General features: G+C 71.6%; 12 protein-coding genes and 4 pseudogenes. 10 read left to right on the top strand and 6 right to left on the bottom strand.

What is annotated here, in order from left to right; translation table 11 throughout:
- Window positions 1-3: 3 nt before the first annotated feature.
- A pseudogene (locus ACIRQ9_RS38630) lies at window positions 4-183 on the top strand (IS5/IS1182 family transposase); the annotation flags it as partial.
- 243 nt (window positions 184-426) lie between these two features.
- Window positions 427-1,212: a GNAT family N-acetyltransferase gene (locus ACIRQ9_RS38625; protein WP_404184929.1), complete on the top strand. Its 786-nt coding sequence runs from the start codon at window positions 427-429 to the stop codon at window positions 1,210-1,212.
- A gap of 2 nt (window positions 1,213-1,214) precedes the next feature.
- Here the strand turns inward: ACIRQ9_RS38625 and istB are convergent.
- A pseudogene (gene istB, locus ACIRQ9_RS38620) lies at window positions 1,215-1,857 on the bottom strand (IS21-like element helper ATPase IstB); the annotation flags it as partial.
- 81 nt (window positions 1,858-1,938) lie between these two features.
- Here istB and ACIRQ9_RS38615 point away from each other — a divergent pair.
- Both ACIRQ9_RS38615 and ACIRQ9_RS38610 read left to right on the top strand, forming a co-directional pair.
- Window positions 1,939-2,103, top strand: a pseudogene (locus tag ACIRQ9_RS38615) (IS3 family transposase); the annotation flags it as partial.
- A gap of 352 nt (window positions 2,104-2,455) precedes the next feature.
- Entirely contained in the window at window positions 2,456-6,169 is a 3,714-nt protein-coding gene (locus tag ACIRQ9_RS38610) for a S8 family serine peptidase (protein WP_404184926.1), read from the top strand.
- Window positions 6,170-6,663: 494 nt separating this feature from the next.
- Here ACIRQ9_RS38610 and ACIRQ9_RS38605 read toward each other — a convergent pair whose 3' ends face one another.
- Entirely contained in the window at window positions 6,664-6,906 is a 243-nt protein-coding gene (locus tag ACIRQ9_RS38605) for a hypothetical protein (RefSeq protein WP_404184923.1), read from the bottom strand.
- Between the two features lie 187 nt (window positions 6,907-7,093).
- Between ACIRQ9_RS38605 and ACIRQ9_RS38600 the strand changes: the two genes are divergently transcribed.
- A complete protein-coding gene (locus tag ACIRQ9_RS38600) occupies window positions 7,094-8,092 on the top strand; it encodes a helix-turn-helix domain-containing protein (RefSeq protein WP_404184920.1) in 999 nt (332 codons plus the stop codon).
- A gap of 140 nt (window positions 8,093-8,232) precedes the next feature.
- Here the strand turns inward: ACIRQ9_RS38600 and ACIRQ9_RS38595 are convergent, their stop codons facing one another.
- Window positions 8,233-11,559: a S8 family peptidase gene (locus tag ACIRQ9_RS38595; protein ID WP_404184917.1), complete on the bottom strand. Its 3,327-nt coding sequence runs from the start codon at window positions 11,557-11,559 to the stop codon at window positions 8,233-8,235.
- A 514-nt stretch (window positions 11,560-12,073) separates the two neighbouring features.
- Window positions 12,074-12,319, bottom strand: a pseudogene (locus ACIRQ9_RS38590) (hypothetical protein); the annotation flags it as partial.
- A gap of 143 nt (window positions 12,320-12,462) precedes the next feature.
- Between ACIRQ9_RS38590 and ggt the strand changes: the two are divergent.
- Window positions 12,463-14,256 (top strand): gamma-glutamyltransferase, encoded by a 1,794-nt coding sequence (gene ggt, locus ACIRQ9_RS38585; RefSeq protein WP_404184914.1) that lies wholly within the window; start codon window positions 12,463-12,465, stop codon window positions 14,254-14,256.
- A 118-nt stretch (window positions 14,257-14,374) separates the two neighbouring features.
- Here ggt and ACIRQ9_RS38580 read toward each other — a convergent pair whose 3' ends face one another.
- Window positions 14,375-16,918, bottom strand: a complete 2,544-nt coding sequence (locus ACIRQ9_RS38580; protein WP_404184911.1) for an ATP-dependent Clp protease ATP-binding subunit — start codon at window positions 16,916-16,918, stop codon at window positions 14,375-14,377.
- 203 nt (window positions 16,919-17,121) lie between these two features.
- Window positions 17,122-17,901, bottom strand: a complete 780-nt coding sequence (map, locus tag ACIRQ9_RS38575; RefSeq protein WP_404184908.1) for a type I methionyl aminopeptidase — start codon at window positions 17,899-17,901, stop codon at window positions 17,122-17,124.
- Between the two features lie 57 nt (window positions 17,902-17,958).
- On the opposite strand from map, the gene ACIRQ9_RS38570 reads away from it, so the two are divergent.
- The 4 genes from ACIRQ9_RS38570 to ACIRQ9_RS38555 all read left to right on the top strand — a co-directional run bounded on the left by ACIRQ9_RS38570 (window position 17,959) and on the right by ACIRQ9_RS38555 (window position 22,480).
- Window positions 17,959-18,210 carry a helix-turn-helix transcriptional regulator gene (locus tag ACIRQ9_RS38570; RefSeq protein WP_351315363.1) on the top strand — a complete coding sequence of 84 codons (252 nt, stop codon included), beginning with the start codon at window positions 17,959-17,961 and terminating at the stop codon, window positions 18,208-18,210.
- Between the two features lie 125 nt (window positions 18,211-18,335).
- A complete protein-coding gene (locus ACIRQ9_RS38565; protein WP_404184905.1) occupies window positions 18,336-20,207 on the top strand; it encodes a hypothetical protein in 1,872 nt (623 codons plus the stop codon).
- Between the two features lie 150 nt (window positions 20,208-20,357).
- Window positions 20,358-21,200: a nitrilase-related carbon-nitrogen hydrolase gene (locus ACIRQ9_RS38560; RefSeq protein WP_404184902.1), complete on the top strand. Its 843-nt coding sequence runs from the start codon at window positions 20,358-20,360 to the stop codon at window positions 21,198-21,200.
- Window positions 21,197-22,480: an aspartate aminotransferase family protein gene (locus ACIRQ9_RS38555; RefSeq protein ID WP_404184899.1), complete on the top strand. Its 1,284-nt coding sequence runs from the start codon at window positions 21,197-21,199 to the stop codon at window positions 22,478-22,480. The genes ACIRQ9_RS38560 and ACIRQ9_RS38555 overlap by 4 nt, the downstream gene beginning before the upstream one ends.
- Window positions 22,481-22,666 lie beyond the last annotated feature (186 nt).

Genomic DNA, 22,666 nt, shown 5'->3' with positions numbered 1-22,666 from the left:
GATGTGCCTGTCGTGCCGTCATTGATCATCGCCCCCATCCCTGAGGAGTTCCTTGCGTCATTGCCGTAGCGGGTCACCACCCATCCGTTGGGATGTCATCGTCGACGGATCCCGGATGAGGTGGTCTTCGACAAGCTCATCGAGGTACTGGTCTCCGGAATGGGGTACGAACGAGTGGCGGACGTGGCTTCGTTGATCTCCAAGGACAGCGTTTGTCGACGGTTTCCGGAGGCAGTTGGTGATCAACCGGATCTGGAATGTGGATGAGAAATGACGGCGTTGCGTAGATGCGAACGTGGGGACGGTCAGCCGCCCGAAGGGCGGCTGACCGTCGAGGCAGGTAGCGGCAGAGGGCAGTACCTGTCTCTGATCTCCGGTGGCCAGGCCCGGCGTTTGGTCACTTGACCCGGTCCGTACGGTGTTCGAGTGAAGGACACTCTGATCGACGAATTCCGCACCGCGTATGACGCCCAACTCCGTGGTGTCGCCCCGCCTGGCGGCAGCGCCCATGTCGAGAAGGACGGCCCGTTGACCCGTGTCGTCGGTTGGCACCGTGGCTTCGTCACGGGCCCGCGCGACCTCGGTGTGTACGGGGCAGAACTCGACACGCTCATAGCGCGGCAGCGTGACTTCTACGCTGCCCGTGGTGAGGCGGTCGAATGGAAGACTCGCGCTCACGATCTCCCCGCCGACCTCACCGACCGACTCGCCGCGGCCGGCTTCGTCGCCGAGGACAACGAGACCGTGCTCATCGGGCAGTCCGCAGACCTCGCCGCCGACCCCGTCCTGCCCGACGGCGTGACCCTCCGCCGTGTCACCGCCAGATCAGACCTTCAGCGCATCGCCGCTATGGAGAGCACCGTCTGGGGCAAGGACTGGAGTTGGCTCGCCGACGACCTGGCCGCCCGGATCGAGAACGCTCCAGAGAACACCATCGTCCTCATCGCCGAGGCACGCACCGAAGTCGTCTGCGCCGCTTGGTTGGTGTTCAATGACGGCGTCGACTTCGGCGGCCTATGGGGCGGCTCAACGCTCAAGGAATGGCGCGGACAGGGCATCTACCGGGCCATGGTCGCCCACCGAGCCCAACTCGCTGCTGCCCGCGATGTCCCCTACCTCTACGTCGATGCCTCAGCCGACAGCGCCCCGATCCTCACCCGCCTTGGCCTGCACGCGGTCACCACAACGACACCGTATGTCTGGTCGCCCTGAGTTCAGCCGGCCTTCGCCGGCTCCTCAGCTCGTGCATGGGTGCTGGCGAAGCGGTAGGAGTCGGTGCCGGTCTCGATGATGGTGCCGTTGACGGTCAGGCGGTCGACGATGGCCGCGCAAAGGCGGGGGGTCTGTGAACGTCTTGGTCCAGCCTCCGAACGACTCGTGCGAGGCGATGGCCACGCTGTTCTTCTCCTCCCGCTCGGTCAGAACCTGGAACAGCAGTTCGGCGCCGTGGCGGTCGAGTTCCATGTAGCCGAGTTCGTCGATGCAGAAAAGGTCGACGCGGCCGTAGCGGGCGATGGTTTTGTTCAGCTGCTTCGCGCCGGCGGCTTCGACCAGCTCGTTCACCGGCTTGGTGGCGAGCGTGTAGCGGACGCGGTAGCCCTTCATGGCGGCTTCGGTGCCCAGGGCGACGAACATGTGGGACTTGCCGGTGCCGGAGTCGCCGATCAGGCAGAGCGGCTGGCTCCTCTTGATCCACGCGCAGCTGGCCAGGGTGTGGATGGTGGCCGCGTCGATGTTGGGGTTCGCGTCGAAGTCGAACGCTCGAAGCGACTTCTGCTGCGGGAAGCCTGCCGCCTTGATCCGCCGCTCCGAACGGCGACGGGACCGGTCGTCGGCCTCGGGCAGCAGCAGTTCGGCGGGCCGTGACCGCCCTGGACAACGCCGTGGCCCGGCGTGAAGACGTCGAGGGGTGCATCCCGCACAGCGATCGCGGCTCGCGTCCTCGACCGCCGGAACCGGAGGACCCGTGATGAGCTGCGGATCGCGATCGTGACCTGGACCGAGCGGACCTGTCACCGCCGCCGCAGACAAGCCGCACTCGGCCGGCTGACACCCGTCGAATTCGAGACCGTCACCACCACACCGGCCCTCCAGGCCGCGTGACCGAACCTGTCACCCGAACCTGCAGCAGACCCGGATTCAGATCCCGGTGGGTCAGGCCCCATCAGGCACGTTCGCCCTGTTGAACACCTCTCGTAGGCGCTCGTCCCGGGCGTGCCTGTTCGGTCCGTCGCGCAGGCAATCTCCTTGCGCTGCAACTCAGTCCAGCAGTGCTCGCCGAACTCATGGGCGGTCCGCTGCTGTCCCTCGGACGCGCGGTGGCCGACGACGCCGCCTGCTCGCGGCGCAAGTGCGCCATGACGCAAGAGCGACATGTGCGACCCCTTGAACGACGGCGGGGGAGGCCAGACGATCCAGTGATCTTTCGCTCTTCGCCGCGTCTCAGGAGTTTTCTTTGCCCAAGGTTCCCATCCCCCGGCCCGGGCCGATCGCCCTCGCCGTGGCGGTCGCGCTCACACTCGGCGTCATACCGGCGACGGCCGCCGTGTCCGCGTACCCCGCCGGTAAGGTGTCGCACCACGACGCCGGACACCAGACCCCCGGCGATGTCGGCACGCACACGGTCACCTTGATCACGGGTGACAAGGTCACCATCGGGACCGCCGCCGACGGCACCGTCGTGCGTTCCTTCCAGGCCGCGAGCGGAGCCACCACCGGCTTCCACCGCGTTGTCGTGGACGGCGCCACGTATGTCTACCCCGACGCCGCCCTGCCGTACGTGAGCGCCGGTGAACTCGACAAGCAGCTCTTCAATGTGACCCGGCTGATCACCGAGGGCTATGACGACGCGCACAGCTCCCGGCTGCCGCTGATCGTGCGCTACACCCGAGCCGCCGCCAAGGCGCGCACCCGGACGAAGATGGCCGGCTCGACCGACGTCCGCCGCCTGGACAGCATCCAGGGCGCGGCCCTCGCCCAGAACCACAAGCAGGCACCGGAGTTCTGGTCCTCGCTCACCGGGGGTTCCAGCGCGGCGGCCCGATACGCGAAGCCGTCCTTCGCGGGCGGCGTCGCCCACGTGTGGCTCGACGGTAAGGTAACGGCGGACCTGGCCGACTCGACCGCTCAGATCGGCGCGCAGAAGGTATGGGCGGAGGGCGACACCGGCCAGGGCGTGAAGGTCGCGATGCTCGACAGCGGCGCGGACACCGAACACCCGGACCTGGTCGGGCAGGTGTCCGACAGCGCCAGCTTCGTCCCCGGCGAGGACGACATCGCCGACTACAACGGCCACGGCACGCACGTCGCCTCGACCATCGTCGGCACGGGCAGTGCCTCCGACGGCAAGGAGCGGGGTGTCGCCTCCGGCGCCCGGCTGGCAGTCGGCAAGGTGCTCAACTCCGAGGGCAGCGGCCAGGAATCCTGGATCATCGCGGGTATGGAGTGGGCCGCCCGCGACCAGAAGGCCAGGATCATCAGCATGAGCCTGGGCGGCGACGGTGACAAGACCGACCCGATGAGCCAGGCCGTCGACGAACTCAGCCACGACACGGGCGCGTTGTTCGTGATCGCTGCGGGCAACGGCGGCCCGCACTCCATCAGCAGCCCCGGTGCCGCGGACTCCGCGCTGACCGTCGGCGCCGTCGACTCCACCGACACGCTCGCCGATTTCTCCAGCCAGGGCCCGCGCGACGGCGACGGCGGGCTGAAGCCGGAGATCACCGCGCCCGGCGTCGACATCGTCGCGGCGCGCTCGCACTACAAGCGGGGCTCCGGCTACTACACCACGATGAGCGGCACGTCGATGGCGACGCCGCACGTAACCGGTGCCGCCGCCCTCCTGGCCTCGGAGCACCCCGACTGGACGGGCACCCAGCTCAAGGAGGCGCTGGTCAGCAGCGCCAAGGCAACCCCGGCGTACACCCCGTACCAGGCGGGCGCCGGCCGGCTCGACGCGCTGGCGGCCGTGCACGCCACGGTCTTCGCCACCACGACCGCCTACTCCGGCTTCCACACGTGGCCCCCGAAGCCCGGAGAGACCGACGTCCAGACGGTGACGTACACCAACGTCGGCGACGCCCCGGCCGGCCTCAGCCTGGCAGTCGACGGCACTGTCCCGTCCGGGTTGTTCAGCCTCTCCGAGGACCATGTCACCGTGCCCGCGCACGGCACCGCCGCGGTCACGCTGACCGCGGCTCTGGACAAGCTGGCGGACGACCAGTCGGTCAGCGCCATGATCACCGGTACGGACAGCGCCGGGACGGTCCGCACCCGGACCCTGATCGGCGCGGCCCGCGAGGGCCAGCGGCAGAATCTGACCGTGGTCGCCAAGGACCGTTCGGGCAAGCCACTGGAGGGCCGGGTCGTCCTGACCGCCGAGCACCTCTTCACGGTGCTGGACCTCGACGCGTCCGGCACCGGCACCGCGCGGCTGCCCGTCGGCAGCTACAGCGGCTGGCTCACCGGTGACGTGCAGGGCGCCGAAGGCCCGCACTCGCGCGGCATGGTGCTGCTCGCCTTCAACGACGTGCAGCTGGACCGGGACCGTACCGTCACCCTGGACGGCCGCAAGGCACGCCGGATTGTGGCGCGCGTGCCGCAGCAGACCACCGCCGTCGCGCCGCGCCTGGATGCCCACCGGTCCTTCACCGACAGCCTGGTGGAGACGTCGATGCTGCCGGACCCGTCGTACGACAGCGTCTGGGCGCTCCCGACCGACAAGAAGGTCACCGACGGCGAGTTCGAGGCCGGCGCCCGCTTCCGCCTCGAGCAGCCTGCGCTGACCGTGAGCACGAAGTCGACGACCTTCAACGACCCGCTGGTCAAGCGCGCCGCCACGCCGCTGCCCGCCGGTACCCGGAACCTGACGGCGGTCTTCGCCGGTGACGGCACGGCCGAGGAACTCGCGCGGCAGAACGTGCGCGGCAAGGCCGTGGTGGTGCGCGGCGCCGGCACGGCAGGGATCAAGGCCCAGGCGGAGGCCGCGGCGACCGCCGGCGCCCGGCTGCTGCTGGTCGTCAACGACGGCGTCGGCCGCCTGCAGCCCTGGGACGAGAATCCCTGGAGCCCGGAGAGCCCGGCCCCGGTGACGGTGGCGACGCTCAACGCCGACCAGGGTGCCGACCTGCTCGGCCGGCTCCGGCACGGCGCGGTGTCCCTGAAGGTCACCTCGCACCCCACGACCGACTACGTCTACGACGTCGTGCACCACTGGACGGGCGCCGTTCCGGCGGACCCGACCTGGCGTGAGGAGTCCAAAGACCTCAGCCGGGTGAACGTCTCCTTCCGGAACTACCGGCAGGGCAAGGCGATGGAGTTCCGCCCGGACGTCTGGCGCGGCTGGGCCGTCGGCAACCAGCTCACCGCGCCCGCCCAGGGCGAGCGCACCGACTGGGTCACCGCCGGCACCACATGGCTGGACGACGCCTTCATACAAGGCGAGACCGGGCAGCACTCGATCGAGCCGCTGAAGTACCCGGCGGGCAAGACCGGCAAGGTCAGCTGGTTCGGCCCGATCCAGCGGCCCCGCATGGGACCGATCGGCTACCAGCCGGTGCGCTATCTCGACACGATGTACATCACCGCGCCCGGCTGGGGTGACTCGGGGTCCGGCCACATCGGCGAGGCCGGCGCGAACTTCGACGTCAAGGACTGGATGTCGCTCTACCAGGGCGACCAGCAGCTCGACTGGGGCAACGCCGAGTACCTGCAGGTTCCCGGCCTCGGCGCCGAGCGCCTGCCCTACCGGCTGGTCCTCGACAACGACCGCGGCACCTGGGCCGACCCGTACTCGACGCACACGCTGACCGAGTGGGACTTCACCTCCGTGGTCACCGGCAGCGACGCGGCGGTGTCCCTGCCGCTCATCCAGCTCGACTACGGCGTGGACACCGACAGGTCCGGGCGTGCCGACCGGCATGCCGGTCTGACGGTGACCGCCTCGCACCTGCCGGGCACCACCACCGCCATCGGGAAGCCGACCGTCGAGGTGTCGTACGACGACGGTGCGACCTGGCAGCGGACCGATCTGAGCCGGTGCGACGACGGATGGCGGACGAACCTGCGCGCGCCGCGGTCCGCCGACTTCGTCACCCTCCGGGTCGGCGCCCGGGACAGCGCAGGCAACACCGTCTCGCAGACGATCACCCGGGCCTTCGGCCTGCGCTGACGTCACCCCCGGAGGCCACCCGGGACAGCAGCGCGTGGGTGGGACCGCAGCCGGCGGCCCCATCCACGCGGCGTTCCCAGGTGTCAGAGGGTCTATGAGGCCACCTCGTCGGGGAACGGCAAGCGAGTGCTCGTGGACTGCCTGTGACCCCCGGCCCAGGTCACGGACGGGGCGGCCAACGGCGTCCTGGTCCTTCTCGCCACCTGTGCCCGTTGCGGCGTCGACCGGCGGGATGATCTCAAGACACGCGTCGAGGCCGCTGGAGACCGGTTGTGTCCACCCAGGGTTGTACGGGTTCAACCTGATCCCGGGGTTTCCTCCGGCATCGGGATGACGCCCGCACAGATGAACGCCCACCGGCTGATCTTCGAGGTGTCGAAGCCCGAAGGAGATCGGCACGATGACCGCACCCGACAGTCTGCCCCTGCACGCTCTCGCTCGCCTGTCCGGCGTCCCGGGCGGCGAACAGCTCTCGCGCGCCGGGCAGCGGCCGGTCACGGTGCCTGCGGCAGAGCCCGCACCGTCGCTTCGGCTCCCTTCGGCGCGGCGGGTCCCGTCCGGTCGGGGCCCTGGCCCCGCCCTCGGCCGAGCTGCGCCCCGACCGCCGAGGTGACCAGGCTCAGCGCCGCGGCCGTGTACCAGGCGACCCGGAAGTCGTGGTGCGAAGTGGCGTCGACAGGGGAGCCGAGGACCGCGACCGGGACGGCGACGCCGATCGTGGCCCGGATCCGGCGCACTGGCGCCGGGGCGTCACCGCACCGCCTGCCCCGGATCCGGCACCTCCCCGCCACGGTGCACCAGATCGCCGGCGACAACCGTCGTGGTGCCCGGTCACAGGGGCTGGCGGAATCATCCGCCGGGACGACGGCGTTTCCCCTGCGGAAACCCGGGCGGAGGCGGCCCGGATCTGAGAAAGGCGGCGACATGCTGGAGACGGTGGGCCTGACGGCCGACGAGAGCGAGGTGTACCGCCTTCTGGTCGCCACCGGGACTGCGTCCGCTCAGGACATCTCCGGCCGCTCGGACCTCGACGTCGTGACCGCGGGGCTGCTGCTGCGCGCGCTGGAGCACAAGGGCCTGGCGTCGGCGGCCGAGGACAGTCCCGAATGGTTCACGGTCGTGCCGCCGCAGGTGGCCCTCATGCCCCGGCTCCAGCGCCACTTCGACGCCCTGGAACAGACCCGGGCCGCCGTCTACGAACTGGCGGAGACACACCGCCGCAGCGCATGGGCCCGGAGCACGTGCGAGGCCGTCGAGATCATCACCGGCGCGGCGGCACTGCGCCAGCATCTGCGCCAGCTCCAGCACGGCACCGACCGCGAGATGATGTGGTTCGTGAAGGCCCAGTACGTGGCCATGTCCCCGGAGAGCAACCAGGAGGAGTTCGACGCCCTGGACCGGGGCGTGCTCTACCGGGCCCTGTACGAGCAGGCGTACTTCGACTACCCCGACGCGGTGGACTGCGTCGTCAAGGGCGTGCGCGCCGGAGAGGTCGCCCGGGCGGTGCCTCTGCTGCCGCTGCGGATGGCGATCGCCGACCGCTCGACAGCCATCCTGCCGCTGGCCGCCTCGGGCACACCCCGCAACCCCCGGGAACTACGGGCCGCGGTGGTGCGGGAGAGCAGCCTGCTGGACGCGCTCATCGCCCTGTTCGAACACCACTGGGAGATCGGTGCGCCGCTCCGGGTGACAGAGGAAGGCCAGATCGGCGGCGCCGGCACCACGGATGCCGCCTCGCCGGTCGGGGAGGACCGGCATCTGCTCTCCCTGATGGTCGCCGGCATGACGGACGAGGCGATAGCCGGACAGCTGCGGGTCAGCAAGCGCACCGTCCAGCGGCGGATCCAGGGCCTGATGAGCCTGGCGGGCGTCGCGACCCGTATGCAGCTGGGCTGGCACGCGGCCCGCCGCGACTGGCTCTGAGCACGGCGGACGCCGCACCGCACACGAACAGGGCCCACCGGATGTGTCCGGCGGGCCCTGTCCTCCACCGTCCGGCCGCTGCGGCCGGACTGCACTGCTCGCAGCGGTTGCTCGAAAAAGCGGCTGCGCCGCGAAGGCGGCTACTTGAGCAGGTAGCCCTTGATGACGGTCTCCTTGAAGGAGTTGCCCGCCGCGTCCTCGACGTAGACGCGCAGGCTGACCGAGCCGCCCGCGGCGCGGCGCGGCTGCTCCACGGTCACGGTGCGCTCCATGCCGGAGCCCTTGATCCGCACCGGCTGCCAGGTCTTCCCCTCGTCGAAGGAGACCTCGGTGGTGAAGACGCGGACGGGCGAAACCGGGGCGCCGGCCGTCCGCTGGATCAGGACCGGGATGTCGAGCGTGCGGCCGGCCTCGGCCCGGTTCCACTCGTCCAGCTTCGGCGACATGCGGACCGCGTACAGCGGCAGCGCCTGCCGGGTCGCCGTGGTCTGCGACCGGAACCGCCATTCCGCCCGCACGCTCGTGGAGACGGAGCTGGGGGCCATGTCACGGTTGTGCTCGACCGTGAGACGGTAGTCGGCGGGGGTGGCGTCGGCCGGGACGTCGCTCATGCTCCAGTCCTGGGAGACCAGCTCGCCGTTGCGTCGCAGCTCCACCTTGGGCAGCCCGGCCGTGGTGTCGGCCACCAGGTCGAGGTTGCCGTTGGCGGCCGACTGGAAGGGCCGGTACATCGTGTCGCCCTCGCGGAAGGCGGCCATCTGGTCCGAGAGGCCCACCGCCTGGATCCCGCCGTTCCAGCGCTCCTCGACCTGGGAGCCTGCCTTGTAGCCGTGCAGGTCGCTCAGGTAGCTCTGACCGTGCGCGTTCGGGTCGAGGAAGCTGTTCTGGTCGAAGGCGGTCTGCCAGCGCAGGCCGTCGGCCGCCGAGAAGTAGTCGACGCGTCGCGTCGGGACCGGGATCCCCTCCATCGCCCGTCCGCTGAAGCGGACGTCGTCTACGTACGTCCACACGAGGCGCGTGGCCGTGGTGCCGGGCGTGGTCGCGGCGAACGTGGTGTTCACCCGGGCCAGCTCCGACTTGCGGGGGTGATAGGCGGGGTCCGCCGGGATCGCGCCGTGCACCGGTCGCGTGAGGTAGTAGACCGAGGACGGATTCCCGTCGGGGCCGGCCGGGTCGCCCCAGACACTGGTGACGAGGTACGTGAACTTCGACTTCTTGTCGCGGGCCGTCGGCACCGCGTACACGCCGTCGATGTGGTCCGTGCCGACCGCGTTGTACATGGTGACCGAGAGAAGCTGGTCGGCCATGCTGATCGTGCCGATCTCGGCCGACATGATGCGCGCGGAGGAGCTCGGTGCCGACACCGTGACGGGCTTCGCCTTCCGGGCGTCGATGGTCACCTGCCGGTCGGCGCTCATCACGACCTTCGGCACACCGACGATGGTGCCCTCGGTGAAGGAGGCGTCGAAGTAGAAGCCGCTCACCGAGTAGGTGTCCTTCGGCAGTCGCACCACCGTGCTGCTCTTGCCGAGCGCCTCGACGTCGTACGCCTTGCCGTCGGCCGAGTTGACCAGCAGGTAGGCGTTGTCGGGGGCGGCGCCCGTGCGGCTCTTCATGTCGATGCGCAGGTCGTAGGACGGCTGCTCGATGTCCATGCCGAACGGGACGCGCACCGAGACCTGGCCGTCCGCCGAGGTCGCGCTGACCACGCCGCTGTAGGCGGCGTACGTGGTCGTGGCCTCCGGCGTCGCCGTGAGGGTGACATCCGCCGTTCCTTGCGCGGGCACGGTGACCGAAGCGGCGCTGAGCCGGAACACGCCGGCCGGTGCGGGCACGTCCTTCTTGCCGCTGCTCGGGTTGTCCGTCAGCTGGAGAGTGACCGGCGCGGCGCCCGGGTTGCGGTAGGTGATCGTCTTGGTCACCGGAGGCCGCTTGCCGTCCGTCCAGCGGATCTGCCCGAAGTCCAGTGCGGTGGTGTCGGCGGTGACGTCCTGGTCGACCGCCCGGGCGACGTCGACGCGTCCGGCGCCCTGGAAGTAGGCGCCGTGCTCCTTGGCGCCGGTCGCCGACTGCATCAGCTGGCGCTTGACCTGCTCCGCCGTCCAGTCGGGGTGCTGCTGGAACAGGATGGCGGCGGCTCCGCTCACGTGGGGCGTGGCCATGGAGGTGCCGCTCATCGCGACATAGCCGTCGGCGGCGGTGGTGCCGCCTGCCTGTGCGGCGACGACGTTGACGCCGGGGGCGATGATGTCCGGCTTGAGGCCGGAGTCGCCCACCCGCGGGCCGACCGAGCTGAAGGCGGCGAGGTCGTCGTCCTCCTCGGCCGCGCCGACGGCCAGCGCCCGGTCGTCGGAGGCGGGTGAGGAGACCTTGCCGGGTCCGCTGTTGCCGGCCGCGGCCACGACCAGCGTGCCGTAGTCGCGGGAGACGGTGTCGACCATGGCCTCGACGGCGTCGGTCTCCGGCGTGTCCGTGTCGCCCAGGCTGAGGTTGATCACCCTGGCGCCGTGCTGGGCGGCCCAGGCCAAGCCCTCGACGATGTTCGAGTTGTCGCAGTTGCCGTCCGCGGTGCACACCTTGCCGGACAGGATCTGGACGCCGGGTGCCACACCCTTGTACTTGCCGTCCGAGGCCGCACCGGAACCGGCGATCGTGGAGGTCACGTGGGTGCCGTGGCCGTTCAGGTCGTCGGTGTTCGGCTCGGTGGTGAAGTTCGCGGACTCGGTGACGAGGCCCTTGAGGTCCGGGTGCTGGGGGTCGTAACCGGTGTCGAGCACGGCGACCTTGACGCCGGTGCCGGTGTAGCCCTTCTCCCAGGCGTGCGGGGCGCCGATACGTGGCACCGTGCTGTCGAGCTGGATCCTGGAGTGGCCGTCCAGCCAGACCCGGCGCACACCCGCTCCGAAGGACGTGGCGTCCGCCCGGCCGGGGGCGATGCCCTTCCAGAACCCGGCGGCGTCCGCGCGGTGCTCGCCGAGGGTAGCGAAGGGGGTTCCCCCGATGGGGCGGACGGCGTCGGCACCGGCGGCGGTCAGCTGTCGCCGGGCGGTGCCCGCGTCACCGGCGTACTCGACGATCAGCGGCAGGCTCGGGCGCTGCGCGTACTTGCCCCGGACCAGGGCGGAGACGTTGAACAGCGCCTTGTCGAGGCGGCCCGTCGCGAGCAGCGGGAGCGTGTCGGCGGGTATGACCGTCCAGTCGCGACCGGACTGGCGCTTGATGAACGCGATTCGTTCGCGGCCCTTGGCGGGCTCGACCGACACGCTCTGCTTGCCCGACGTGTCCGTCTCCAGACTGACGCGGTCGCCGGTGATCAGTGTGAGCTGATGCCGGGAGATGATCGGCGACGGGGCCGCTCCGGTCTGCGCGGCGGCTTCTGTTCGCCCGGTGCCCGGACCGAGGTCCTGAGCGGCGCCGGGGGCGGCGGTCAGTCCGGCCACGAGCGCCACGAGGGCGGCGGCTGCCACCGTATGCCGGGGCCTAGGCCGGGGAGGGCGGATCCCACGGCGCCACCTGGTGTTCATGTCTCTCATGGGAGGACAGCGTGGTGCCGTCAAGCGCCGAGGTCAGCAGTCTGCCCTGTCCACCAGGCGTCAAGTCACCTTTACGCCAACCCCCGTACCTCATAAAGGTGGCAAAAGCGTCCAGGTCGACGGCGCATGGATGTACCGAGCATGCCGCTCCCGGGTGGTGTCAGCCCGGCCGCCGGAGATCACGCACAGTCTTTCCTCACCAGCTCGAGCGGAAGTCATCCGCTGCGCTCCAAGGCGTAAGGGTGTGGCCTGCGCGACAAGGAAATGGTTCGTGGCCGCCGGTCGAGATGTCCCCGTCCTAACGGACGAGGCGTGGAAGCGGATCGCATCGCTGATGGGCGGTTCACGCTCTACGATCGACCGCCGTGTGATGGTCGAGGCGTTCCTGGAGAAGGCTGTCTCGGGTGCCCGCTACAAGGAGTTGGCGTCGAAGTACGGCGTCGACTACGCAGTCCTTGATCAGCGAGGCCAGCTCCAGGAGCGCGTACACGTCGAAGCGGTGCACGGCCGGTTCGGAGGTGGCCGGATCGCGGTTGACGACCAGCAGCGACTCGGAGTTCTCCGGGAGCCCGAAAAAGGCCTGCCTGCGGCGCAGGGCGCGCCGCGACAGGGCGGTGCGGGCCAGCCAGCCGACCGCCGCGCTGATGCCGGCGGCCACGACGCCAAGGATAATGTTGCGCAGGTCGTCATTCATGGGCGCGCATGCCAGCGGTCGCGGATGGCCGGAACGTACCCGTGTTCGAAGTGTGGCGGTCATATGACAGTGCCCTGAATGTGGCTGTCGGGGCCGGGGCCCCGCCGATACGCTGCGCGGACGTTCCGGAACTGGAGGTGCGGATGCGTCGCCCTGTCACGCGGAAACTGACCGTCCTGGCGGTCTCGGCCGTCGTGGTGTCGTTGGGGGCGGCGGCGCCTCCCGCCGCGGGCCGCGCGCCCGCCGCGAAATCGCCGGTGGCCGTCGGGTACGGCGGAGCCGTCTCCAGCGTCGACGCGGACGCCACCGCCGCCGGCATCGAGGTGCTCCGCAAGGGTGGCAACGCGGTCGACGCGGCCGTCGCGACCGCCGCCGCGCTCGGGGTCACCGAGCCCTACTCCGCCGGTGTCGGCGGCGGCGGCTACTTCGTCTACTACGACGCCAAGTCCCGCAAGGTGCACACGATCGACGGCCGCGAGACCGCGCCGTTGACCGCAGGCTCCGGCCTTTTCACGGAGAACGGCAAGCCGCTCGCCTTCGCGGACGCCGTCAGCAGCGGACTCAGCGTCGGCACCCCGGGCACTCCGGCCACCTGGCAGACCGCGCTCGACCGGTGGGGGACCGAACGGCTCAGGACGGTGCTCGCGCCCGCCGAGCGGATCGCGCGCGACGGCTTCGTCGTCGACGACACCTTCCGGTCGCAGACCGCGTCCAACGAGACCCGGTTCCGGTACTTCCCCGACACCGCGAAGCTGTTCCTGCCGGGCGGCCGGCTGCCCGCGGTCGGCTCCACCTTCAAGAACCCCGACCTGGCCGCGACCTACCGGGAGCTGGGACGCGAGGGGGTCGGCGCGATCTACCACGGAGACCTCGGCAAGGACATCGTGGCGACGGTCGACAAGCCGCCGGTGGACCCCGGTTCGGGCTGGAAGGCCCGTCCGGGCAAGCTGTCGGCGAAGGACCTGGCCGCCTACCGCGCCAAGACGCAGGCGCCCACCGAGACGTCGTACCGCGGGCTGAAGGTGTACTCGATCGCGCCCTCCTCGTCCGGCGGGACGACGGTCGGGGAAGCCCTCAACATCCTGGAGAACACCGACCTCTCGAAGGCCGACGAGGTCCAGTACCTGCACCACTTCATCGAGGCGAGCCGGATCTCGTTCGCGGACCGCGGACGGTGGGTCGGCGACCCCGCGTTCGAGGACGTGCCGACCAAGGGCCTGCTGTCGCAGCGGTACGCCGACGAGCGGGCCGCGCTGATCCACGACGACTCCGTGCTGACCAGCCCGGTCGCGCCCGGCGACCCGAACCGCCCGGGATCGACCGGCACGGCGGCGCCGACCACCTACGAGGGCGAGAACACCACCCACCTCACGGTCGCCGACAAGTGGGGGAACGTCGTCTCCTACACGCTGACCATCGAACAGACCGGCGGCAGCGCGATCACCGTCCCCGGACGCGGATTCCTGCTCAACAACGAGCTGACCGACTTCTCCTTCGCCCCGGCGAACCCGGCGGTCCACGACCCGAACCTGCCGGGGCCCGGGAAGCGGCCGCGGTCCTCGATCTCGCCGACGATCGTGCTCGACAAGGCCGACAGGCCCGTGGTGGCGGTCGGTTCACCCGGCGGGGCGACCATCATCACCACCGTGCTCCAGGTGCTGACCGAGTTCCTCGACCGTCGTCTGCCGCTGGTCGACGCGATCGCCGCGCCCCGGGCGTCGCAGCGCAACGCCGCCACCACGGAGTTGGAGCCCGCGCTCTACAACGACCCCGTGCTGCGCGGCAAGCTGGAGGCGATCGGCCACGCGTTCTCGCTGAACCCCGAGATCGGGGCGGCCACGGGCGTGCAGCGGCTGCCGGGCGGAAAGTGGCTGGCGGCGGCCGAGACGGTACGGCGCGGCGGCGGGTCGGCCCAGGTGGTCCATCCCGCGCCGTGAGGCGCCGACCGCGGCCGTGAGGCGTCGACCGCGGGTGTGCGCGTAGGCCGGTCGCACGGTTCCCCGCGCCTCTGGCGGGGAACCGTGCGACCGGGATGTCAGCGCTCCGTTCGTCCTGTCAGCGGGCCACCTCGCCCGACCGGAACTCCAGCGCTCCGTCCCGGACGTCCACCGTCACCTCGCCGCCCTCCGTGACGGTGCCGTCAAGCAGCAGCCGCGACAACTGGTTGTCGACCTCCCGCTGGATGGTCCGCCGCAGCGGCCGCGCGCCGTACTCCGGCCGGTAGCCGTGCTCGGCGAGCCAGTCGACCGCCGCGTCCGTGAAGCGCGCGGTGATGCCCTGCGCGCGCAGCATGCGCCGGGTGTGCTCCAGCAGCAGCTCGGTGATCTGGTGCAGCTGGTCGCTGCTGAGCTGGCGGAAGACCACGATCTCGTCGATGCGGTTCAGGAACTCCGGGCGGAAGTGCTCGCGGAGCGGGCGCAGGACCTGTTCGCGGCGCGCCTCCTCCGTCGCCTCCTCATCGCCGGGCCCGAAGCCGATGCCGGCGCCGCGCCGGATGATCACGTCCGAGCCCAGGTTGCTCGTCATCACGATGACCGTGTTGGTGAAGTCCACCGTGCGGCCCTGTGAGTCGGTCAGGCGCCCGTCGTCCAGGACCTGGAGCAGGATGTTGAAGACGTCCGGGTGGGCCTTCTCCACCTCGTCGAGGAGCAGCAGCGAGTAGGGGTGGCGGCGTACCACCTCGGTCAGCTGGCCCGCCTCCTCGTGGCCCACGTACCCGGGCGGGGCGCCGACCAGGCGGGAGACGGTGTGGCGTTCCTGGTACTCGCTCATGTCCAGGCGCACCATCCGGTCCTCGCTGCCGAACAGCACCTCGGCGAGCGCGCGGGCCAGTTCGGTCTTGCCGACGCCGGTCGGGCCGAGGAAGAGGAAGCTGCCGATCGGACGGTCCGGGCTGGCGAGCCCGGCGCGGGAGCGCAGCACCGCCTCGGCGACGGCCGCGACCGCCTCGTTCTGGCCGATGACCCGCTGGTGCAGGTGGGACTCCAGACCGAGCAGCCGTTCCTTCTCCTCCTGGGTGAGGCTGCTGACCGGGATGCCGGTCTGGCGGGAGACCACCTCGGCGATCGCCTCGGCCGTCACCTCCAGGTTCATCCCCTCGTCGGCCTCGTCCTCGCCGGAGAGTTCGGCGATCCGCCGCTTCAACTCGCCGACGCGGTCGCGGAGCTGGGTGGCGTGTTCGTAGCTCTCGTCGGCGACCGCCTGGTCCTTGTCCCGCGTCAGCTGCTCGATCTCGCGTTCCATGGCCCGCACGTCGCTGCCCTTGGCGCGGGAGCCGAGACGGACGCGGGCACCGGCCTGGTCGATCAGGTCGATCGCCTTGTCGGGGAGTCGGCGCTCGGTGAGGTAGCGGTCGGACAGCTCCACGGCCGCGACCAGTGCCTCGTCGGTGTAGCGGACCTGGTGGTGGGCCTCGTAGCGGTCGCGCAGGCCGCGCAGGATCTCGATGGTGTCCGGGACGGTCGGCTCGGGGACCAGGATCGGCTGGAACCGGCGGGCCAGCGCCGCGTCCTTCTCGATCTTGCGGAACTCCTCCAGCGTGGTCGCGCCCACGATGTGCAGCTCCCCGCGGGCCAGCGCGGGCTTGAGGATGTTGCCCGCGTCCATCGAGCCGCTCTCGCCGCCGCCTCCGGCGCCGACCACGGTGTGCAGCTCGTCGATGAAGACGATCAGCTGGTCGGAGTGGGCGCGGATCTCGTTCACGATCGTGGTGAGGCGCTCCTCGAAGTCGCCGCGGAACCGGGTGCCCGCCACCACGGCGGACATGTCGAGGGCGATCACCCGGCGTCCGGAGAGGATGTCCGGCACGTCCGCGTCGGCGATCCGCTGGGCCAGCCCCTCGACGATCGCGGTCTTGCCGACCCCGGCGTCACCGATCAGCACCGGGTTGTTCTTGCCGCGCCGGGAGAGCACCTCGATGGTCTGCTCGATCTCGTCGTCACGGCCGATGACCGGGTCGATGCGGCCCTCTCCGGCGAGTTCGGTCAGGTCGCGGCCGTACTTGTCCAGCGTGGGCGTGCCGGTGCGGCGGCGGTTGTCCGGGCCGGTGAGGACGCGGTCGGTGTCCGGGACGTCCGCCGGCAGGCCGGCGGCGAACCGGGCCGCGTTCAGGATGTGCCCGGCGGCCGAGTCCGGGTTGGCGGCGAGCGCGCCCAGCACGTGTTCGGGGCCGATGTAACCGGCGCCGCCGGCCCGCGCCAGGTCGTGCGCGTCCAGCAGGGCGCGCTTGACGGCCGGCGTCAGGGACAGCGAGGTGGGCGGGGGAGCCTGGCCGGGCGGGTGCTGGACGGGGCCGGCACGGCCGTCGATCTCCGTGGCCAGCGCGTCGGGATCCGCGCCGGACCTGCTGAGCAGGGAACGGGTCGGCTCCGCCGTCAGCGCCGCGCGCAGCAGATGCTCGGTGTCGAGGTCCCGGCTGCCGTGTTCGGCGGCGTACTGGGCGGCGCCCTTGACCAGTTCCCGGGCGGGCTGGCTGAGCAGCCTGCCGATGTCTATCTGACGGGGGCCCTGGCGTTCCCCGCCGCCGCCGAAGAAGCGGGCGAGGAACTCGCCGAAGGGGTCCTGTCCGAAGTCGCTCGGTCCGGGGTAACCGCTGCTCATGAGCGTTCGTTCCGTTCCGGCGTCCCGGCGCCTGGCGGGACGCGCTCGCTGGTCGAGGTGCCGGTCCACGCGGGTGCCCCCGCAGCCCGGTCACACCACCTTCGCACGCCTGCCCGAGGGGGGCATGTCCAGCACGCGCCGGCTGGCCCGCGGGGCCCGGAGCGTCCCCTTCGGCGCGTACGAAACCGCAGGCGGGAGGCGGGTCAGTGCCGCGGGGCGCGCTCCGTGAGGATCCGCGGACCGGCGTCGGTGACCGCCACCGTGTGCTCGACGTGGGCGGCGCGGGAACCGTCGTTCGTGCGCAGCGTCCAGCCGTCGGGCGCCTCGTGGTAGCCGTCCCGGCCGCTGCCGATCAGCATCGGCTCGATCGCGAGCGCCATGCCGTGCCGGAGCGGGAGGCCGCGACCGGGGCGGCCCTCGTTGGGCACCTCCGGGTCCTCGTGCATGCGGCGGCCCACGCCGTGCCCGCCGAAGCCCTGGGGGATGCCGTAGCCGGCCTCGCGGCAGACCGTGCCGACCGCGTGCGCGATGTCGCCGATACGGTTGCCGACGACCGCCGCCGCGATGCCGGCCGCCAGCGCCCGCTCGGCCGTCTCGACGAGGCGCACGTCGGCCGGGCGGGCCCGGCCGACCGTGAAGCTGATCGCCGAGTCGCCGACCCAGCCGTCGAGTTCGGCGCCGCAGTCGATGGAGACCAGGTCGCCGTCGCGCAGCCGGTAGGAGGTCGGGATGCCGTGCACGATCGCGTCGTTGACCGAGGCGCAGATGACGGCCGGAAACGGGGTCGCCGCGAAGGAGGGCCGGTAGCCGAGGAAGGGGGAGGTGGCCCCCGCGGCCTTCAGCACGTCCCGCGCCACCTCGTCCAGGTCCAGCAGGGAGACGCCGACGCCGGCGGCCTCCCGTACGGCCGTCAGGGCCTGCCCGAGGACCTGGCCGGCCGCGTACATCGCCTCGATCGATACGTCTGTCTTGAGTTCCACCATGCCAATTACTATACCGGCTTTCTAGACCGGCTAAGAATCACGCCTTAGAATGACGGCATGGTGCGCACCCCACTCACTCCGGAAGAGCGCGAACGCGGCGAGCGGCTCGGGCAGCTGCTGCGCGCGGCGCGCGGCGACCGCAGCATGACCGAGGTGGCGGCCGAGGCCGGCATCTCGGCCGAGACACTCCGCAAGATCGAGACCGGCCGGGCCCCGACCCCGGCCTTCTTCACCGTCGCCGCGCTGGCCCGCGCGCTCGGCCTGTCGATGGACGAACTGGTGGTGCGCTGCCTCCTCGTCCCGGTGTGACACCCCTTGGCCGGGATCCCGCGGTGAGCGCGCCGCGCGCCCGCCGAAAACTCCCCGTAGCCGCGCTGTAACACACCTGGTGTTGCCTACGTAGCCGGAGTGTTCCGGTCGGGCGGGAGTGGGCGATGACTGTGGACCAGCTCCCGGGCCGGGTACGGGAGTTCGCGAACCATCTGGACGGCCTGCTGGCCCGGCTGGACCGGGACGGCGGCTGGTGCGCGGTGTTCTGGCAGCGCGACCCCGACGGCATGCGGGCGTGCCTCGACGGTGTGGAGGTGCCGCCCTGGGATGTCGTGGCGGCGCTCCTCCAGGACTTCGCGACCGCCTACGGCCCCGAGACCGCCGCCCGCACCGCCGAGCGGACCCGGCGGCTGCACGCCGACGCGCTCGCCGCGTGCGACGCCCGGCCGGGCGCGCGGGAGGACCTGGGCGACCGCCTGGACGCCATGCTCCGCGAACAGCGCTACACGGCCGACCGCGTTGCCCAGCTCGTCCGTGCCCACGGCGCCGCGCGCTCCCGCGCGGAGGCCGACTCCCTCGGCGTCGACCTCGCCTGGGCCCGCGACGACCACGAACGGGCCCTGTCCCGGTGCGCCGAACTCCGGGACCGGATCGCACGATGGGAACGACGGACCGAAGCGCACCCACCGCCCCCGGCCCCGGCCGGTGACCCCACGCCGGCCGCCCACGCCGTCCCGGCACCGGCCGCCTTCGGCACCTCGGGCCCGTCCGCCTTCGCCGACTCGGGCCCGGCCGATTACGCCGACTTGGGCCCGGCCGCTTACAGCGACTTGGGATCAACCGCGTACGGCGACTCGGGTCCCGCCGCTTTCGTTGCCCCGGAACCCGCTCAGGCCGTCCCGGGACCGCCAGCCTTCGCCGACTCAGGCCCGGCCGCCTACGCCGACACGGCACCCGCCTACGCCGATGCGGCAGCCGCCCGCGCCGTTCCGGCGCCTGCCGCCTCCGCCGACTCGGGACCCGCCCAGGCCGTCCCGGGACCTGATCGCGACTTCTCGGCCCCTTCCCAGGCCGTCCCGGGACCTGATCATGACTTCTCAGCCCCTGCCCAGGCCCTTTCGGTACCTGCCCAGGCCGCCCCGGGCGCCACTCGGGCTGCCCCGGACCCCGCCCACACCACCCCGGCCCTCACTCGGGCCACCCCGACACTCCCCGACCAGCCCGCCCCGGCACTCGTTGTCCACCCCGCCCCGGACGGGACCCCGCCCGGCGAAGAAGCGGCCGAAGGCCCGGTCCAGGGCACCGGCAAGTGGCGGAAGCGGCGGCGGGGCAGTGCTCGGTTCGCGGGGCTGGTGGAGGACGGGACCGTGTCCGGCCCGCTGCCGGGGCCGCGGGCGGAGGCCGTCCCGGCGGCACCGGCCGGCCGGCGCGCGCCGCGCGGAGCCCGGTTCGCCGGAGCCGCCGAGGCGCCCGCCGGGCCCGAGCCGGTGCCGGAGGCGGCCGACGAGGCGGCCGGGCGGGCCGTGGCCGAGGCCGTGGCACGGCTCGAACGGCTGCGGGCCGAGGGCCGCACCGGAGAGGCACACGCGCTCCTGGCCGAGGCCGCGCACTGGCCCGCCCCCCGCTTCCCGCTGCTCGCGGACGCCCTGCACCGCGCCGGGCTCGGCGCCGACTGGACCACGCTGCTGTGGGAGACGGCCTCGCTGCCGGCCGCCCGGCTGGTGGCCGCCGCCGACGCGCTGACCGCGGCGGGCCGCACCGCCGACGGCCGGCAGGTCCTGCGCCAGGGTGTGGTCCGCCCCGCCTGCGAGATCGGCGAGGCCGTCCTCGCCCTGGACGCGGCGGGCCGCCACCGCCAGGTCGACGCCCTGCTGGACAGCTACGTCCAGGTCCGCCCGCCTGAGGAGGCGGCGCACAGCGCGGAACCGGATCCCCCGCGCCTGGTGCCGCTGCTGCTCCGCTCGGCCGAGCGGATCTCCGACCAGCGCCGCCGGGACCTGCTCCACGCGCTCAGGGTGGCGGGCCTGGCCTCGTGAGGGGCGCGGGGGACGGCGCCCGCGCAACGGTCCCCCATCCGCCAGCCAGGTAGGAAACGAGATCGACTCGGCGGCTTGACGACGATGGTCTTGGCAAGGACTCCGAGGACGCTTACTTTCGACCCTCTACGGGCGTAGAAGGAGCAGCTCATGGCCAACGTCGTACGCGCCGCTCTGGTCCAGGCCACCTGGACCGGCGACACCGAGTCCATGGTGGCGAAACACGAGGAGTTCGCCCGCGAGGCGGCCCGCCGGGGCGCGAAGATCATCGGATTCCAGGAAGTCTTCAACGCCCCCTACTTCTGCCAGGTCCAGGAACCCGAGCACTACCGCTGGGCCGAGCCGGTCCCGGACGGCCCCACGGTCCGCCGGATGCGGGAACTGGCCCGCGAGACCGGCATGGTGGTCGTCGTCCCGGTCTTCGAGGTCGAGCAGTCCGGCTTCTACTACAACACCGCCGTCGTGATCGACGCGGACGGCAGCGTCCTCGGCAAGTACCGCAAGCACCACATCCCCCAGGTCAAGGGCTTCTGGGAGAAGTACTACTTCAAACCCGGGAACGCGGGCTGGCCGGTCTTCGACACCGCCGTCGGCAAGGTCGGCGTGTACATCTGCTACGACCGGCACTTCCCGGAGGGCTGGCGGCAACTCGGCCTGAACGGCGCACAGCTGGTCTACAACCCGTCGGCCACCTCGCGCGGTCTCTCGGCCTATCTCTGGCAGCTGGAACAGCCCGCGGCCGCCGTCGCCAACGAGTACTTCGTCGCCGCCATCAACCGGGTGGGCCGGGAGGAGTACGGGGAGAACGACTTCTACGGCACGAGCTACTTCGTCGACCCGCGCGGGCAGTTCGTGGGGGAGGTCGCCAGCGACAAGGACGAGGAACTCGTCGTCCGGGACCTCGACTTCGCTCTGATCGACGAGGTACGGCAGCAGTGGGCCTTCTACCGTGACCGCCGTCCCGACGCCTACGAAGGGCTGGTACAGCCGTGAACGACCTCTACGCCCGCCACCGCCGGGTCCTGCCCGACTGGCTGGCCCTCTACTACGACGAGCCGCTGGAGATCACGCACGGCGAGGGCCGGCACGTCTGGGACGCCGACGGCAACCGCTACCTCGACTTCTTCGGCGGCATCCTCACCACGATGACCGCGCACGCCCTTCCCGAGGTCACCAAGGCGGTGAGCGAGCAGGCCGGGCGGATCATCCACTCCTCCACGCTCTACCTCAACCGGCCGATGGTCGAACTGGCCGAGCGGGTCGCCCACCTGAGCGGAATCCCGGACGCCCGGGTGTTCTTCACCACCTCCGGCACCGAGGCCAACGACACCGCCCTGCTGCTCGCGACGGCCTACCGCCGGACCAGCACGGTCCTCGCGATGCGCAACAGCTACCATGGCCGCTCCTTCAGCGCCGTCGGCATCACCGGCAACAAGGGCTGGTCGCCGACCGCCCTCTCACCGCTGCAGACGCTGTACGTGCACGGCGGCGTCCGCACCCGCGGCCCGTACGCCGAACTGAACGACCGTGACTTCATCGCGGCCTGCGTCGAGGACCTGCGCGACCTCCTCGGCCACACCCGCCCGCCGGCCGCGCTGATCGCCGAACCCATCCAGGGCGTCGGCGGCTTCACCTCGCCGCCCGACGGTCTGTACGCGGCCTTCCGCAAGGTCCTTCAGGAACAGGGCATCCTCTGGATCGCCGACGAGGTGCAGACCGGCTGGGGCCGCACCGGCGAGCACTTCTGGGGCTGGCAGGCGCACGGCCAGAGCGGTCCGCCGGACATCGTCACCTTCGCCAAGGGCATCGGCAACGGCATGTCCATCGGCGGGGTGATCGCCCGCTCCGAGATCATGAACTGCCTGGACTCCCACAGCATCTCGACGTTCGGCGGCACCCAGATCACCATGGCGGCCGGGCTCGCCAACCTAGCGTACCTCCTGGACCACGACCTCCAGGGCAACGCGCGCCGGGTCGGCGGACTCCTCATCGAACGCCTGCGTGCCGTCGCCGCGCAGCTGCCCGGCGTCCGTGAGGTCCGGGGCCGCGGACTGATGATCGGTGTCGAACTGGTCAAGCCCGGCACGGACGAGGCCGACCCCAAGTCGGCGTCGGCCGTCCTGGAATCGGCCAGGGAGAACGGCCTCCTGATCGGCAAGGGCGGCGGCCACAACACGAGCGCCCTGCGCATCGCGCCACCGCTGTCGCTGACGGTGGCGGAGGCCGAGGAGGGCGCCGTGATCCTCGAACAGGCGCTGCGGAGTGCCTACTAGGCGCTCCGTCGGAACTGCCGCGGCCCGTCGTGTGCCGACCGCGGCTCCGTCGTGGCCGATCGCGCGGTTCCCCGCGCCCCCGCCGGGGGCGGGGGCCCCCGCGGCCGGCCCCCCCCCCGGCCCCCCGGCCCGCCGCCCCCCAAAACCAGCGCAGAGGGGGGGGGTGGGGCCCTGTGGGCAAGTTGG

This window comes from Streptomyces sp. NPDC101237, from assembly GCF_044767465.1.
In the GTDB taxonomy this organism is placed as follows: Bacteria; Actinomycetota; Actinomycetes; order Streptomycetales; family Streptomycetaceae; genus Streptomyces; species Streptomyces gramineus.
The sequence above is the reverse complement of the archived record's forward strand: the minus strand, read 5'-3'. Positions and strand labels throughout refer to the sequence as shown.

What these genes read in the sequence shown, in the direction of transcription:
- ACIRQ9_RS38560 (WP_404184902.1), top strand. Translation starts at nt 20,358, where the DNA reads ATGGCCAACGTCGTACGCGCCGCTCTGGTCCAGGCCACCTGGACCGGC.
- ACIRQ9_RS38580 (WP_404184911.1), bottom strand. Translation starts at nt 16,918, where the DNA reads ATGAGCAGCGGTTACCCCGGACCGAGCGACTTCGGACAGGACCCCTTC.
- ACIRQ9_RS38565 (WP_404184905.1), top strand. Translation starts at nt 18,336, where the DNA reads ATGACTGTGGACCAGCTCCCGGGCCGGGTACGGGAGTTCGCGAACCAT.
- ggt (WP_404184914.1), top strand. Translation starts at nt 12,463, where the DNA reads ATGCGTCGCCCTGTCACGCGGAAACTGACCGTCCTGGCGGTCTCGGCC.
- ACIRQ9_RS38600 (WP_404184920.1), top strand. Translation starts at nt 7,094, where the DNA reads ATGCTGGAGACGGTGGGCCTGACGGCCGACGAGAGCGAGGTGTACCGC.
- map (WP_404184908.1), bottom strand. Translation starts at nt 17,901, where the DNA reads ATGGTGGAACTCAAGACAGACGTATCGATCGAGGCGATGTACGCGGCC.
- ACIRQ9_RS38570 (WP_351315363.1), top strand. Translation starts at nt 17,959, where the DNA reads ATGGTGCGCACCCCACTCACTCCGGAAGAGCGCGAACGCGGCGAGCGG.